Origin of the sequence: Pseudomonas huaxiensis, from assembly GCF_003231275.1 — a bacterium.
Taxonomy (GTDB): domain Bacteria; phylum Pseudomonadota; class Gammaproteobacteria; order Pseudomonadales; family Pseudomonadaceae; genus Aquipseudomonas; species Aquipseudomonas huaxiensis.
In genome coordinates, this window is the sequence record NZ_QKVL01000001.1 from 412,057 (window position 1) to 427,155 (window position 15,099).

Annotated in this window: 17 protein-coding genes; 12 read left to right on the top strand and 5 right to left on the bottom strand. The window is 58.7% G+C overall.

Annotated features, from left to right (window positions below; all coding sequences use genetic code 11):
- Window positions 1–2 precede the first annotated feature (2 nt).
- The 10 genes from DM374_RS01905 (at window position 3) to DM374_RS01950 (ending at window position 8,802) form a co-directional block, all read left to right on the top strand.
- Complete coding sequence (locus tag DM374_RS01905) at window positions 3–425, top strand: tail fiber assembly protein (RefSeq protein WP_110968330.1); 423 nt, start codon at window positions 3–5, stop codon at window positions 423–425.
- A 78-nt stretch (window positions 426–503) separates the two neighbouring features.
- Window positions 504–1,670 (top strand): phage tail sheath subtilisin-like domain-containing protein, encoded by a 1,167-nt coding sequence (locus DM374_RS01910; protein ID WP_110968331.1) that lies wholly within the window; start codon window positions 504–506, stop codon window positions 1,668–1,670.
- A 12-nt stretch (window positions 1,671–1,682) separates the two neighbouring features.
- Window positions 1,683–2,192: a phage major tail tube protein gene (locus DM374_RS01915; RefSeq protein ID WP_110968332.1), complete on the top strand. Its 510-nt coding sequence runs from the start codon at window positions 1,683–1,685 to the stop codon at window positions 2,190–2,192.
- Window positions 2,193–2,218: 26 nt separating this feature from the next.
- Window positions 2,219–2,515 carry a phage tail assembly protein gene (locus DM374_RS01920; RefSeq protein ID WP_110968333.1) on the top strand — a complete coding sequence of 99 codons (297 nt, stop codon included), beginning with the start codon at window positions 2,219–2,221 and terminating at the stop codon, window positions 2,513–2,515.
- 130 nt (window positions 2,516–2,645) lie between these two features.
- Window positions 2,646–5,489: a phage tail tape measure protein gene (locus DM374_RS01925; protein WP_110968334.1), complete on the top strand. Its 2,844-nt coding sequence runs from the start codon at window positions 2,646–2,648 to the stop codon at window positions 5,487–5,489.
- A gap of 9 nt (window positions 5,490–5,498) precedes the next feature.
- Window positions 5,499–6,344, top strand: a complete 846-nt coding sequence (locus DM374_RS01930) for a phage tail protein (protein ID WP_177431495.1) — start codon at window positions 5,499–5,501, stop codon at window positions 6,342–6,344.
- Window positions 6,319–6,525, top strand: a complete 207-nt coding sequence (locus DM374_RS01935; protein ID WP_110968335.1) for a tail protein X — start codon at window positions 6,319–6,321, stop codon at window positions 6,523–6,525. Before DM374_RS01930 ends, DM374_RS01935 begins: the two co-directional genes overlap by 26 nt.
- Before the next feature lie 62 nt (window positions 6,526–6,587).
- Window positions 6,588–7,643: a phage late control D family protein gene (locus tag DM374_RS01940; RefSeq protein ID WP_110968336.1), complete on the top strand. Its 1,056-nt coding sequence runs from the start codon at window positions 6,588–6,590 to the stop codon at window positions 7,641–7,643.
- Between the two features lie 23 nt (window positions 7,644–7,666).
- On the top strand, window positions 7,667–8,305 hold the full coding sequence (locus tag DM374_RS01945) for a glycoside hydrolase family 19 protein (protein WP_110968337.1): 639 nt from the start codon (window positions 7,667–7,669) through the stop codon (window positions 8,303–8,305).
- Entirely contained in the window at window positions 8,302–8,802 is a 501-nt protein-coding gene (locus DM374_RS01950) for a lysis system i-spanin subunit Rz (RefSeq protein WP_110968338.1), read from the top strand. The genes DM374_RS01945 and DM374_RS01950 overlap by 4 nt, the downstream gene beginning before the upstream one ends.
- A 10-nt stretch (window positions 8,803–8,812) precedes the next feature.
- Here DM374_RS01950 and DM374_RS01955 read toward each other — a convergent pair whose 3' ends face one another.
- Complete coding sequence (locus DM374_RS01955) at window positions 8,813–9,736, bottom strand: Rha family transcriptional regulator (RefSeq protein WP_110968339.1); 924 nt, start codon at window positions 9,734–9,736, stop codon at window positions 8,813–8,815.
- A 394-nt stretch (window positions 9,737–10,130) separates the two neighbouring features.
- On the opposite strand from DM374_RS01955, the gene DM374_RS01960 reads away from it, so the two are divergent.
- Window positions 10,131–10,706, top strand: a complete 576-nt coding sequence (locus DM374_RS01960) for a hypothetical protein (protein ID WP_177431496.1) — start codon at window positions 10,131–10,133, stop codon at window positions 10,704–10,706.
- Between the two features lie 390 nt (window positions 10,707–11,096).
- Here DM374_RS01960 and DM374_RS33050 read toward each other — a convergent pair whose 3' ends face one another.
- The 4 genes from DM374_RS33050 to DM374_RS01975 all read right to left on the bottom strand — a co-directional run bounded on the left by DM374_RS33050 (window position 11,097) and on the right by DM374_RS01975 (window position 13,572).
- Window positions 11,097–11,621, bottom strand: a complete 525-nt coding sequence (locus DM374_RS33050) for a hypothetical protein (protein WP_157969646.1) — start codon at window positions 11,619–11,621, stop codon at window positions 11,097–11,099.
- Between the two features lie 13 nt (window positions 11,622–11,634).
- Window positions 11,635–11,955 carry an STAS-like domain-containing protein gene (locus DM374_RS01965; protein ID WP_110968340.1) on the bottom strand — a complete coding sequence of 107 codons (321 nt, stop codon included), beginning with the start codon at window positions 11,953–11,955 and terminating at the stop codon, window positions 11,635–11,637.
- Complete coding sequence (locus DM374_RS01970) at window positions 11,942–13,033, bottom strand: ATP-binding protein (RefSeq protein WP_110968341.1); 1,092 nt, start codon at window positions 13,031–13,033, stop codon at window positions 11,942–11,944. The genes DM374_RS01965 and DM374_RS01970 overlap by 14 nt, the downstream gene beginning before the upstream one ends.
- 185 nt (window positions 13,034–13,218) lie before the next feature.
- Window positions 13,219–13,572 (bottom strand): hypothetical protein, encoded by a 354-nt coding sequence (locus DM374_RS01975; RefSeq protein WP_110968342.1) that lies wholly within the window; start codon window positions 13,570–13,572, stop codon window positions 13,219–13,221.
- Window positions 13,573–13,937: 365 nt separating this feature from the next.
- On the opposite strand from DM374_RS01975, the gene DM374_RS01980 reads away from it, so the two are divergent.
- Entirely contained in the window at window positions 13,938–14,681 is a 744-nt protein-coding gene (locus DM374_RS01980) for a LexA family transcriptional regulator (RefSeq protein WP_095154352.1), read from the top strand.
- The last annotated feature ends 418 nt before the right edge of the window (window positions 14,682–15,099 follow it).

Consider the following 15,099-nt stretch of genomic DNA (forward strand, 5'->3'; position numbering starts at 1 on the left):
AGATGACTACTTTCTACAGCCCGGGCGAGACCGGGTTTTTCGAATCCGTGATTCATGCCCCCGGGCAGATTCCGGCAGATGCAATCAAGGTGTCACCCGCTCGCCGGGTTGAGCTGCTACATGGCCTGTCTCATGGGCAAGTGATCCGCGTTGATGGCGCTGGTGAGCTTGAGCTGGTCGACCCGCCGCAAGACCCGGAGTACGTACTGGCCAAAGAGCGGGCCTGGCGCGACGCGGCGATCACGCAAGTGAGTTGGCTTCGCGAGCGTCATCGGGACGAGCTGGAGTTGCAACTGTCCACCACATTGACTGCCGAGCAGTTCACCGAGCTGCTGGCTTACTTGCAACTGCTGCGCGAGTGGCCGGCATCGGAAGCCTTCCCAAACATCGAGCAGCGCCCGTTAGCGCCGCTCTGGCTGAGCTAGCGCCCGCACCGTCTGGGCGTTTTCTGTTCCACCCGAGGCCCCGCACTGCGGGGCTTTTTCATATCTGGAGAAATACCAATGAGTGGATTCTTCCACGGCGTTACCGTAACGAACGTCGACACCGGGGCGCGCAACATCGCGTTGCCGTCGTCCTCGATCATCGGCCTGGTCGACACGTTCACCCCGGGCGCCGACGCCACGGCCAAGGCCAACGATCTGGTGCTGATCACCAGCGAGCGTGAAGCCGTCGCGGCCTTCGGCCCGGCCTCGGCCATCACCAAGGCGTGCCAGGCGATCTACACCCGCGCCAAGGCGGTGATCGTCGCGTGCGGCGTGGCCAAGCTGGTCGACCCGGCCGAGCAGACCTCAGCGATCATTGGCGGCGTGCTGGCCGACGGCAAACGTACCGGCCTGCAAGCGCTGCTGGACGGCAAGAGCCGGTTCAACGCCCAGCCCCGTCTGCTGGTGACCCCGAAGCACAGCGCCACGCAGGCGGTGGGCACGTCGCTTGTGGCCCTGGCTGACAAGTTGCGCGGCATCGCCATCATCGACGGCCCCAACACCACCGACGAAGCCGCCCTGGACTACGCCGAAAACTTCGGTGCCAAGCGCGCGTTTCTGGTCGACCCGGGAGTGCAGTACTGGGACACCACGGCCGACGCCACGATCAACGCGCCGGCCTCGGCGTGGGTCGCCGGCCTGTTTGCCTGGACCGACAACGAGTACGGCTTCTGGGCCTCGCCGTCGAACAAGGAGTTCGTCGGCATCACTGGCGTGACCCGGCCGGTGGAGTTCCTGGACGGCGACGAAACCTGCCGGGCCAACCTGCTCAACAACGCGAACATCACCACCATCATCCGCGACGACGGCTACCGCCTGTGGGGCAACCGCACGCTGAGCAGCGACGCGAAGTGGGCGTTCGTCACCCGCGTTCGCACCATGGATATCGTCATGGACGCGATCCTGTACGGGCACAAATGGGCTGTCGACCGCTCGATCACCGCGACCTACGTCAAGGACGTGACCGAGGGCCTGGAGAACTTCATGCGCGACCTGAAAGCCCAGGGCGCAATCATCAACTTTGAGGTGTTCGCTGACCCTGAGCTGAACACGGCCAGCCAACTGGAGCAGGGCAAGGTGTACTGGAACATCCGTTTCACCGACGTGCCCCCGGCCGAAAACCCGAACTTCCGTGTCGAGGTCACCAACCAGTGGCTGACCGAAGTCCTCGATCAGAACGCATAAGGAGCCCAACGCATGGCAATGATTCCGCAAACCCTCGCCAACCTGAACCTGTTCGTGGACGGCGTCAGTTTCCAGGGTGATGTCACCAGCCTGACCCTGCCCAAGCTCGCGATCAAGACCGAAGAGCACCGCGTCGGTGGTATGGACGCGCCGGTCGAGCTGGACCAAGGCATGGAGAAGATGGAGGCCGGTTTCTCGATTACCGGCGTGCGCAAAGAGTCGCTGAAGTTCTTCGGCCTGGCCGATGGCACCGCCTTCAACGGCACGTTTCGGGGCGCCTTCAAGGGCCTCAAGGGCGCGATCACCCCGGTTGTCGTCACCCTTCGCGGCTTGCTGAAAGAGGTCGACATGGGCGACTGGAAGGCGGCCGACAAAGCCGAGTTCAAGCACAACATCGCGGTCACTTACTACAAGTTCGAAATCGACGGCCGGGTCATGTACGAGATTGATCCGCTCGGTATGAAACGCGTCGTCAACGGCGTTGACCAGCTCGCCGCCCAACGTTCGGCCCTCGGCCTCTAATCCCCTCGCACGAAAGGAATTCACACATGATCAAGAAAACCCCGAGCTGGCTGGCCATTGCCGGTGACCGCGTTACCGTAACGTTGACTCGCCCATCCGAGGCCAATGGCGTGCAGGTCGACAAGCTGAACCTGCGCGCCCCGACCGTGCGCGATATGCGCACTGCCCATCAGACTGGCGGCGCTGATGACGAGCAGCGCGAAATGAACCTGTTCGCCTCGCTTGCCGAAGTCAGTACCAAGGATCTGGAGGGGCTGACGTTGAAGGACTACACCCGCCTGCAGACCGGATATTTTCGCTTGGTGCAAGAGGACGAGCTTTAACCCGGCGCTGCAAAAACTGGCGGCAAAGCGGCTCGCGACGGAGCTGGGCTTTTCCGCCGCCGAAATCATGACCATGTCCTACGCCGACATGGTCTGGTGGCTCACGGACTGAGCCCGATGGGGGTGAACGATGGCAAGCAAATTGGCGCTATCGGTAGTGATCGGCGGCGCGGTTGCGTCGTCGCTCGGCTCGGCTTTCAAGACCGCTGAAAGCGGCATCGCGAAGCTTGAGCAGAAAGGCAACAAGGCCAAAGTGCTGAAAGGCATGATCGGCGAAACGATCAAGTTGCGGGATGAGTGGAAGAAAGCGCACGACAGCGGTTCGGCCTCGGCCGCTGGGCTGTTGCGCAAGCTGGATAAAAACCTGGATAGCCTGCGCAAACAAGGCATCCAGGTGGGCAGGTTGAACCAGGAGTATCAACGCCTTGGCCGGACTGCTAAGGCGACTGACCTGCAGATCAAAGGTCGGCAGCAGATGACCGCTGGCAAGGAAGGGCTCAAGTCTACCGCGGCCCAAGCGACTGCAGCAGTGGCCGCGGTGGCGATCCCGACAGTCATCAGCGCGAACTATCAAGACAAGGTCCGCGATATTGCGATCAAGGCTGGTGTAGCGAACCAGCCTAAAGAGCAGGCGATGTCAAAGCAGATCATTCAGGTTGCCCAGGACAACGGCATGAGCCGCGATGGTGTCGCCGATCTGGTGAACCAGCTAGTCGGTGCCGGCATGGATCTGAACAAGGCGCTGTCTTACTCGACCGTCGCTGCAAAGTTCTCGGTCGGGCAGGGCGCGGGCGGTGAAGACACGGCTCGAATGATCATGGCTCTGGAGCAGAACGCCAAGATCACTGATCCCGAGCAGATGACAAAGGCCCTTGAGGGCATCGCCCTGCAGGGGCAGGCGGGTAGCTTTGAAGCGTCCGATATGGCGCGCTGGTTTCCGGTACTGCTGGCCGGAATGGAAAAGACCGGCAGTGTCGGACCGGAAGCGGTTGCCCAGTTGGGCGCAATGCTGCAGGTGCAAATGAAGACTGCAGGTGGCTCCGATGAGGCGGCGAACAACCTCAAGAACTGGATCGAGAAGATTGGCTCCGGCGAAGTTGTAGATGCCTACAAGAAAGCCGGCATCGACTATCAGGCATCGCTCAACACCGGCATCCAGAAAGGCATGTCGGTCATGGAATCCAGCATGGCCCTGGCGATGCAGTACGTCGAGAAAACCGACCCGGCCAAGGCCAAGAAAATGGCCGAGGCCAAGGCGAAAATTGACAAGGAAGTTGATCCCGAAAAGGCGATCAAGATGCTGGATGCGCTGGAGCAGTCTCTGCGCACGGGCGACATCTTTGCAGACATGCAGGTCAAGGCCGCGCTCACCGCCTATGGGCAGAATCGCGGGTTCTACGACAAGCTCAAGACAGATGCCACGCAGGCGACCGGCATTCTCGAGAAGAACCTCGCCGAGCGCCGCGAGACGTCGAAACAGCGATGGGCTGAGACAGTCAACGCCATGGACGATGCGATGCGTAGCATCGGTGACGCAATTCGCCCGATGACCGACTGGGTTGCGACCATTGTCACCGCTATGGCTCAGGGTTTCACCAAGCTCTCTGACGGCTCGCAGAGCGTGGTGGGTGGTGTCGTGGCGGTTGGCGGTGCTTTTCTGGCCCTGAGAGGGCTGTTCAACGGATTCAAGATCGCCAAGGGCATTTTCAACATTGGTCGGGGTTCTCTGATGGGCGACCCGAACAAGGTGCAGAAAGTGTTCGTGACCAACTCCGGTGACGGGGATGGGGAGGGAGGCGACGACGAGAAGGGCGGTCGGCGCGGAAAGGTAATCGATCTGCTGTCGTCGGGCCTCAAGATGTTCGGCGGCAAGGGCGAATCCGAAGGTGGCGAGGGAGAGGAAGGCGCCGGCGGGGAAGAGAAGAAAGGGTTTCAGCCGGTCGAAATGGGGCTGAAAGTCCTGGATATATTCCGTGAAGCCCGCGGCGAGGACGAGGGCGGCGCCGAGGGTGGCGGATCGGAGCCGCAGAAGGTCTTTGTCGTCAATGCTGATGCCTTCGGCGGGGGGGCAGGGCCGGGTGCTGGTGATGGTCCGGGTCGGCGTCGCCGGCCGCGCCCTCGACGTCCTCGGCGTACTCGCAACCCTGGGCCCGGTCCTCGGCCGGGGCCTTCACCGAATCCACGGCCACGGCCGCCGGTGCCTCGACCGCCACCAGTTCCCCCTGTTCCGCCTGCGCCTCCGTCAAGGGTGGCCAACTCGCTGGGGGCGATGGTCCGGGGCGCGAGGACTGCGACAGAGATAGGTAAGCGTCTTCCGGGCGGGAACCTTCTTAGCGCTGGTCTCGGGGCCGTTGACGTCGCGATGAACGCAGAAACCCAGGATGAAAAAGCCGAGGGGTACGGGAGCGTTGCCGGCGGTCTTGCGGGCGCTGCTGCTGGTGCTGCTGCCGGTGCGGCTATCGGTTCGGTGGTGCCGATCATCGGCACCGCTATTGGCGGCCTGGTGGGCGCCTACCTCGGCAGTATGGGCGGCGAGGCTGGCGGGGGCTGGCTGGGCAAAAAGCTGTTCGGGGAAAAAGAACCGGAGCAGGTTGCCGAGTCAGACGTCGTGACCAAACCGCCGACATCTGTTGTGCCGTATGACCCGCGCAACCCCGGCACGGTGCAGTTGCCTGGCGGGGGAGTTGTGGCCCCGCAGGGGGCGAGTATGGGCGCCGTTGTGCGTGACTTGGATAAGACAGCTTCAGCAGCCCCCAGCGCGCAGGAGCTGGCCAAGGCGGCCGCGCCGAAGCCTGAGCGGGGCAAGGTGGATCAGTCCTTTGCGTTCGCGCCCAGCATGTCGGTCACGGTTCAGGGGGACGCGAAAGACCCGGGGCGGATGGCGCAAGAACTCTGGCCGCATCTACAGCGGCAAATGGAAGACTTCGCCCGGCAGGCTCAGGCCCGCCAGTTGAGCGACGAACCCCACGTTTAAGGAGGGCCCATGGCCTATATGGAGCAACTGCAATCGGGGTTTAAATCCCTGGTTGCAGCGGGAGAGGCTGGCCGGCGCAGCGCCGACGAGATGCTGGGCCCTATGAACGGCGCGATCAGCAACATCACGGGTGCCGCGTCCGAGCTGGAAAACATACCGTTCGTGGGCCCGGCACTGGGAGAAAAGCTACAGCGCACAATGCGCGGTATCACCGCTGCACAGGAGACCGTCGGCCGGGTGGCCTCGATCTACAGCCAGGCCACCACGGCCGCTGGGCAAGTTCAGGAGCGTATCGGCACCCTCAAGGAACAAGCCGCCAAGGCCGGCGCTGCGATCAACCGGGTGGCCGGCAAGGTCAGTCCGTCCCTGGGCAACATCGTGCCGTCGTCCTCGTTCTCACCAGAGCAGACGCCGGCAGCCGAGGCGGTGAAGCCATTCCCGCACCTGCTGATCATTCAGTCCCAGGCCCCGAACACGCAGCCTTACTACTTCAACCTGGACACGGCTGCCTTCGAGGAGCTGCGACGACAGACGGCGTTTCGCTGGGCAGGGCAGGAGCGGCTGTCGCGCTCCATTGCGCAGCAGGCTGTGGGGCAGGGTGAAGACAAGATCACCATCAAGGGCGTGATCTACCCCGGTCACAAGGGCGGGCTCAAGCAACTGGATACGCTGCGCAGTATCGGCCGCAACTTGCAGGCGCTGAGCCTGGTCACGGGCTATGGCGAGGTGCTGGGCAACTGGTGCTTGCTCAGTGTCGAGGAAGAGCAAAGCAGCCTGCTGGCCGGTGGCATTCCGCGTAAACAATCATTCTCGCTGGAGTTCGTGAGCTATGGCGACGACCTGCAGAACGTCTGACGGGGATCTGCTGGACACGTTGTGCCAGCACTATTACGGCCATCTCAACGGCAGCGTCGAGGCGGTGCTGGCGGCCAATCAGGGACTGGCCGACATTCCCCAGCCGTACCGGGCGGGGGTGCTGATCAAGTTGCCGGACCTGCCGGTGTCGACCGACGCAACGGTGCGCCTCTGGGACTGACCCTACCGCGTAACAACCCAACCCCGCCGAGTGCGGGGTTTTTCATTCAAGGGGGATGATCAATGCAACCTGTCTTCCGTGTTGTCGCGGACAGCCGCGACATCACCGCGCTTATCAACGACCGGCTGCTGATGCTGCGCACGTCCGATAAACCGGGGCTTGAGTCGGATGAGTTCGAACTGCGCATCGATGACCGCGACCAGGCGGTGTCGCTGCCCAGCCGCGGTGCCAGTGTCGAGGTCTTTATGGGCTACGCCGGCCAGGCACTAACCCGGCTCGGGCGCTACACAGTGGACGAGGTCGAACTGAGCGGCCCGCCCGACACACTGACGATCCGCGGCAAAGCCAGCGACATGCGCGGCACCGGCAAGACAACGCGCAGCGGCAGTTGGGAAGGCGTCCCGCTGCAGCAGATCGTCAGCGACATCGCCGGCCGCAATGGCTGGGAGCCGGTCTGCCCGGTGCAGACCAAGGTGCCCCGCGTCGACCAGCTCAGCGAGTCGGACTTCAACTTCATCACCCGCCTGGCAAAGCAATACGACTGCACGGCCAAGGTCGCCGAAGGCAAGCTCCTGGTTATGCCCCGGCAGGGTGGCCAGACCGCAAGCGGCAAGGCATTGCCCGCCATCACGATTACCCGCAAGGACGTCAGCCGCTGGCAACTCAGGCTCGGCGACAAGACGACCCACAAGGCCGTCAAGACCAAGCACCAGGACAAGAAAACCGGCGAGCTGAAGGTCATCGACCTGGCCAACGAAGACGCACCGACAACGCTGCCTCCGGTCCACACCGACCGCCACGTCTACCCCAACAAGTCCGCTGCAGAACAGGCTGCCAAGGCCCGGCTCGCGGCATTCAATCGCAGCACTGCAGGCGTACGCCTGGACATGGCCGGCCGCACCGACTTGTTTGCTGAACGGATGATCAACGTCCAAGGCTTCAAGACCGGTCTCGACGGCGAGTACCTGGTGGACAGCGTTGAGCAGACCTTCACCGCCTCGGGTTGGACGACCTCGGTCGAATGCAACGGTGGCAAGAAGGGCAAGGCCAAGGCCAGCGGCAAGAAGAAAAAAGAAACCAAACCACTGAAGACAATCGATCTATCCCCCTCGGCCTGACGGCCAGCCACAGGAGAACACGTATGCCCATCACAGAGCAGCAACTGCTGCGCATCCTCCCCAACGCCGGCAAACAAGCCGGCGTTTTTGTTCCTGCACTGAACGCGGCTATGGCCAAGTACGGGATCATCACCCGGCTGCGCATCGCGGCCTTCATCGCGCAGACCGGTCATGAGTCTGTCCAGCTTCGCAGCATGAAGGAAAACCTGAACTACCGAGCCGACCGGATTCGGGAGATCGGGCTTGCTTCGCCAGCCACCAGCCGCTGGCGGTCGCTTGTCCCGCGGGCCGCCGAGTTGAGTGGAAACCCGGAGAAGCTGGCCAATGCCGTATACGGCGGGCGAATGGGGAACGGCCCAGAGTCGTCAGGGGATGGCTGGCGCTTCCCGGGGCGAGGGCTCATTCAGGTCACTGGCCGGTTGAACTACAACGCTTGCAGTGAAGCGCTGTTCAGTGATGCACGCCTGCTGAACACCCCGGAGCTTTTGGAGCACCCGCTTTATGCGTCGATGTCTGCGGCCTGGTATTGGCAGATCAACGGGCTCAACGGGATGGCAGACCGGGAAGACTTCCTGCAGATCACGAAAAATATTAACGGTGGCACCAATGGCCTGGCGGACCGCCAAGCCTTGTACGAGCGTGCCCTGAAGGTGTTGCAGTGAGCGTGCTGGACTGGCGTGTCGCGCTGCTGCTCGGGCTCGGCCTGGGTGGAGCCGCCGCGTGGCATTGGCAGGCCAACAGCTATGGCGCCCAGCTCGCCGACCAGGCCAGTGCATATGGCCGCGAACGTGAGGCGGCAGCACTGTCCGTGATCGAGCGACAACAGACCGAACAGACCCGGCGCCGGGTCGTGGAAGCGCGCCTGCAGGCGAGTGACGAAACCCACCAAAAAGAGATGACCAATGTCCAACAAGCTCAAGCTCGCTTGCGTGACCGCCTTGCTACTGCAGATCTACGGCTGTCAGTCCTACTCGCCGCCCCGACCAGTGGCGGTGGACTGCCAGCCACCACCAGCTCCAGCGGCGTGGTTCATGGAGCCACGCGAGCCCAACTTGACCCAGCGCATGCTCAACGAGTTGTCGGAATCGTCGGTGACGGTGACCAGGGATTGATCGCCCTGCAGGCGTGCCAAGCCTATGTAAGGGCGGTCGCACAATGACGCGGCCCTTTTAGATGGGCGACTTCATTCTATGGCTGACCGCTTCCAGGATATCTGGCAACGAACTGCGTGGTGCCCCTTGAGGGTCGCTGATGAACGATGCCAGTTGGTCCCGTTTGAAGATGCCTGCTTCAGGATCGATGGCTTGAATGTGCATCTCGCCGGTGAGGTCGAAGTACATCAGGAAGCGGCTGCGCAATAGCTTCTGGCTAAGTGCCTGTTCGGTTTGGACCGGAAGGTTGTGTAGCGAATCCTTTTCCCCAGCCCACCCTTGGGCCGATTCACTACCAGTCCGTTCGGCCAGGAGCCGCTGAAGCCACTGCCGATAATCACCCGCCACCTCGGGCTTGCAGTAATCGGCGGCGCGCTGTGCGCCAATGACATCGACCATCCACAGGTCGCGCCTGCCGTGTTGCAGCTTGCGCTTGTGTTGGGCCACCAGGCTGCGGACGACCCGGTCGGAGGTGCCCAGGTTGAGCGCTGTGCAGAGGTTTCCCGCACTGAACCATAGCTTGCCTTCCAGCTCGGCGATCAGGATCGGGTGACCGTTGAGCGCGCGTTGTTCAAATGCTGCCCCTTGTGCGACGGGAAGGGTGTTCCTCTCGGCAGCAGCGTGCTCCAGTCGATTGAAGGCATCGATATATGCCTCCTTCCACTTGGCCGCTTCCTTACCGGTGAAGCCCATGCAAAGGAAGGTGAAGCCATCGCGTGTCATGCGGTACTGCGTGTACTTACGGCCTACCGTGTCGGTGTATTCAATCGGCGCAAAATTGTGCTGATTGAATTCGGGCGAGCACTCCAGGTTCGCGATGGCGCGCAGCACGGTCTTGTGTTGCTTACTGAAGTGCGCTGCAACATCGAGACTGGTGGTAGTGGGCTGGCCGTCAGTCAGTTCAACAAGTACCGGGGTGGTAACAGGTGCGATGGCTTTCATGATGAGTATCCCGTTTAAGTCTGCTTGCCGCGCCCATACGCCAATATGGGTGAGCGGAACCGTGCGGGTTGGCGTACCGGAAACGGGTACCGGCGAGCCCGAAGGCTCCCACACACGGCCCGCCCATAACGGGTGAAGCCATGCTGCGGACACAAAAAAACCGCTCAAGCGGCGGTTATGCATCCGCCCGTTTGCCAGGACGCCAATCCTGCATCGCTGAGTTTGCAGCGACCAGCGGAAGGTAGCCCGACAAAGGCAACGTGTCAAAAACCTTTTTCTTTGGCAGGCCGGAGGGCTCAGGTTTTGGCCCATGGCATGACATCTTGTACGATGGGGATCGCTCAGGTAATTCCTGAGAATTTTATGGACAATCCAAAGATAATAAGTAGGGAATATGAATAAGACTCAAAGGACGACGTTAATTGCACTGGCTATCGCTCTCGCTGCGTCGGGCCTAACAGGATGTAACGACCCCGGCTATAAAATAACGGGAGACAATAAAAAAGAGATTGAGCAGTACTCGGCAAATCGTGAGCATGCTATTGCATACTTGCTCAAGACTACTGTTTATGTCGGCGAGATCAAGGAAATGAAGTCGCTTCCTGTCGGTGCGGATCTGCCTGCACAGCATAAGAAGATGCTGGCTTTACGTTCCGAGGGCGACGCATTGGGTACCATGTTTTCACCGCTTTCCCATTGCCGTGGTGCAGGCTACAAGGCACAGGAATATTGGTCTGTGGTAGCCGGGAATATCCCAACCGAAACGCCAGAAAAGGCATTGACCACCTATGTCGAAGCGGCAAAAAACTGCCAAGAGCAAATTGACAATGGACCAAAATCTATAACGTATCTTGAAACAGCCATTGATAAGAAACCACCCGCTGACGGGTGCTTGAAAGTCGTATCGCTGGGGTCGAAAGAGAAGACGCAAAGCTGGTCCTGCCCGACGGAGTTGCTCTCCAGTAAATAATTTTGTTTAAGCGTATTCACTGCACGCATATAGAAAAGCGCCCAAGTCCTGTACTTTAGGGATTGATCGTTTGTTTTTTTGCCGCAACTCAGTGGGCATTAGCGGGCAAGGTGTGCGTTGCTGTTCACTCGGGCGGCGGCTGAGGTGCTGGAACACCTATCAGGTAGAACATCGCACATTCAGCTTGATAGGTGTGAGCCAAGAAGAGTTTATGGACGATCTGTTCGCTGTCTCGCAACTGACGACGCCGGGCCGGCGAAAGTCTGTTCTGGTTGAGATCAATAGCGAAACGGGGAGGGCTGGCAGCGCCCCCTGCTCTCCGCTTAGGAGCTGCGTCAGGAACGTAGAGCGTAACAGTGGCTTGTGAGCACGCTTTGATTATTTATCTGGCTAATAAACGCTATCTAATTTATCGCATACCCTACGTATGTTGCTCCGGAAGTCAGAAAGCTGGCGGCTAGCTGTGCTAAGAAATGGGTCAGTTGTGGCTAACGCGGGGCGAGAAACGACCTCAAATTGACCGCCGGTGATATGCCGGCGAATCAAAGAAAATTCTTCTCCGGCTCTATCCCATAGAAAAGTCCGATATTCGGTGCATCGACTTGAAAAATCTCGAACCTTAATCTTCATAAATAAAGCCGACGTCGCTCCATCGCGGCCTGAGCATGTCCAATATTGGAGGGTGATCGCAAGAAGCTCATCAAGATCTTGGATCATCTTCTCTAAACGCAGCTTGCGATTGCTATTTGTAAGCTTCTCGGTAGCTGACCTTTGAATGTCTTCACGTTCTTGTGCATCTTGAGCATTTCGCTCAGCTTGGCGTCGATCAGAATTTTTTTGGTGGGAATGCTGAATGAAAAATGTTGAGGCTGAAACAACTAGCGCCAACCAAGCGGGGATATCTCCGTAATCCATGGAAGGACTCCTATCACGCCTTGACAGTGGCGCTGTCAATGTAGTGCCAAATTTCATGTATGAGGAATGGGTCTTCGGAGTATTTTAGCTTTAGTTTTTGGTGGAGAGATTCTTTTGTGAACTTTTTCAGTCGTACCAATCCGCCAAATGCTTCTTCTAAAAAAGAAGATCCATAGCCCATAGAACCGTCGAAGTTGACTTCCACTATATCGCTACTCATAAGTTCTGGTATGAGTAGATCTTCTCTGAACACCTCGCCAGAAAAATCCCCGTCGGCCCGGTACCTGCCAGCGGGGTACTCGCTAAAGTCTTGAGAAATTTTAATCTTGGACATCTTCATCTTCCTGTACCTGCTCGTCTGTGATCGGTACCGACCACTGAATGACTGTGCCTAGTATAGAGCGGGAGTGGCCGTATTTGGTATAGGTTGGGTTTCCGTCGGAGAAGTCAACCCCAACGACGCCACGGTTGCTGTAGACGTGCAGACGTCCGCGCAGTTCCTCTGCGGCTTTCATAACATTTTGAGCTAAGCCTTTCCCTCGATGGTCCTCCTCCGTACGGGTCCGTCCGAGCGCGAGGGCTCGCTGGATCATCCTCATGTCTCTCTTGCCACGGGAGAGAGTCGTTAGACGGACAATGTCACCAATGTACTCAGACCATTTCTCCGGAAGCGTCACAGGAATGCCTAGACCTAGGTCACAAAATATGACAGAAAGCCTCCCCTCGTTGACCTGGGCAAATACCCACCACCTCCTGTCATTCGCCTTGTCGAGACCGCTCGTGCTAATTCGATCCTCCCGTGGTCTTATGTAGGCATGATGTACGGCATTATCCATTGCCTCGCTTACACCAGGAACCAGCCTTAGGTACCCTTTAGGTATTTTGTCTTTGATTGCCTTTAATAATATATCTGCGTCCTTGGGGTTCACGCTTACACCGGATGCGTATCGCCAATTCTTGACGTTTAAATCGGTTTCATCGACTTTAAGGCGGTGGGGCTTGTCGAGGATATTAAAGAAGCCAACTTGTTGAAAAACTTTTTCAACGGTTTGGTTTTTTGGGTAGTTGCAGGTGATTTTGCATTTGTCGCCAAGGGTGATTCTTAGCCTGTCTATTTCGGCAAGCATTAATAGCATTCCGGTGCTAATAATGTGCTTTGTTTTGCTAAAGTCTATTTTTACATGCGCTCGGCGAAGGCATTCTTTTCTAATTGTTGATAAGAATCTGACAAGGTTGGTGTGCAGGGTAGCTGAGTGAAGCGCGATTTCCTCCGGAGCCTCAATTGTGACGCTGTCGTTGGATGTGTATTCACAAATTGATTTAACTCGTTTTGCTGGTGCAAAACGCTGCCGGTTTCGTTGGCTGGCAATTCGTTTATGGCGAAGATAATAATCATCAGCTAGATGCTTCACATCGTATCCATCCAATGTGTTTGGCGGGTCGACCCATGTTGAGTGCGGTCGTTTTGGTCGCTGGCAATGTGCCTGTGTTCGTTTGGTGAGTCAACGAATGGACTGGCCGGTGAATCAGGGGGCGGGCGGATTAGAGCAAACAACGCTGGTCAGGCTGTCTGGTTCAAATCTCTTTTCGCCACCAGTCAGTCCTCTTGCGCTAAACGAACATGGGGGAGCTTGGCGTGGTTGACCAAGCGCCGGTGGGCTTCGGTAACAACAGAGTGCAGCCGCTGCTTGATTAGCTCGGCCAGGTGGTTAGCGGTAACTTGCGACAGGTTCTTCACCGTGCCAGCCTCAGCGCTGATGCACGAAATGTTTTGCCGGGGAATGTCCAGGGCGTCGATGGCGCCGAGGATGTACCCCTTCAGGAAAGCCTGGTGCTCGAACAGGGCATCGCTCTCTGGGGCGTGCTGGTAATCCCAGTCTACCTTGAAGTGCTTCCCTTCCTGGACGACTTCGACTGTCGGTAGAGCAGGGGATTTGCTTGGGGTTGTCATGCTGAGTCCCTTACGTTGGGGCAAAAATGGGGCAATCCAAGCGCCAAACTATGCCATCCAGCGCCTTGTTGCACGCATATGCACCCACATGCATAACCTTTGAATCCCTTATGTACCAAGGGCTGTAGCCAATATCTGCCCGATACCCCAGCACAATCGGGGTGTGTGCGGAAAGATCAGACATTCAAGGCCTTACAGCGGGTGTCTTTTTGAAGGTTGTGAAGGGGGCTAATACTACAGGGATTTCTCCGGCGGCGCTGAGACGGGGCTATGTCAAATTCTCGCAGGCGCAAGGGGGTGCATATCTTCGCAAGTCAAACGTTCAATGCATATTCGCATTGCATTTCCTGTTGACCCTCGGCAGTATGCGTTCCATGCAAAAGCGCAATGTAGCCACCGTCTTGAAATCACTGCTGGATCGCCACGGGATCTCCGCCACGGAGTTGCACCGGCGAACCGGCGTGCCCCAATCCACCCTGTCGCGGATTCTCGGCGAGAAGATCGTCGATCCTTCTGATAAGCATGTGTCGAAAATCGCCGAGTATTTCGGCGTGAGCACTGACCAGCTACGCGGTCGTGTCGACCTGGGCGACAGCCGCGAGCCGGGCCTGTCTGTCGATCATGCCGAATTGCGCGATATCAGTCTGTGGGATGATGAAACCCCCGTCGAGGACGACGAGGTTTCCGTTCCTTTTCTTCGTGAGGTCGAGTTGGCAGCAGGATCAGGAAGATTCGTCATCGAAGAAAGCGAGCGCGCGCGTTTGCGTTTCGGTAAGCGCAGCCTGCGACACAACGGCGTGCAGTTCGATCATGCCAAGTGCGTGACGGTGCGCGGCAACAGCATGTTGCCGGTATTGCGTGATGGCGCCACGGTGGGGGTCAACACCGGCAAGAGCTCCATCGGCGATATCGTCGACGGCGACCTTTATGCGATCAATCACAACGGCCAGTTGCGGGTGAAGCAGCTCTACCGCTTGCCCACCGGTATCCGCCTGCGCAGCTTCAACCGCGACGAGCATCCTGACGAGGACTACAGCTTCCAGCAGATGCAGGAAGAGCAGATCGCCATTCTCGGTCATGTGTTCTGGTGGGGCATGTACGCCCGCTGAATCCTCTCCAGGATCATCCAAAACCCGCTTCGGCGGGTTTTTTTTCGCCTGTCGAAAACCCTTCGCGACCAATACGGGCGGGGTTTTGATGCGCTAGTGCAAATCCGTTAATGCAAATATTTCCAAAAATGCATTGACTGTATATGCATCCATGCATAAAGTTTGTCTCAAGCCGGTCAGACACCGGTGGTGAGACAGGCAGCGATGAACAGGCCTCAACTGTTCAGAGGGTTGGCAACTGACCCGGGTGTGCAGCGTAAAGCACCGTAAGCAGTTATCCGGCGGGCAGGTGGCCGCGGTCGGAGGAACAATCTGAAGCGGAGACGCCCTGCACACCAGTCGTGGCAGACGTTTCAACAACGCATTACTGAAAAGCCTGGATGCCCGGGCTTTTTGGAATGCCGAGTGACAACTCGGT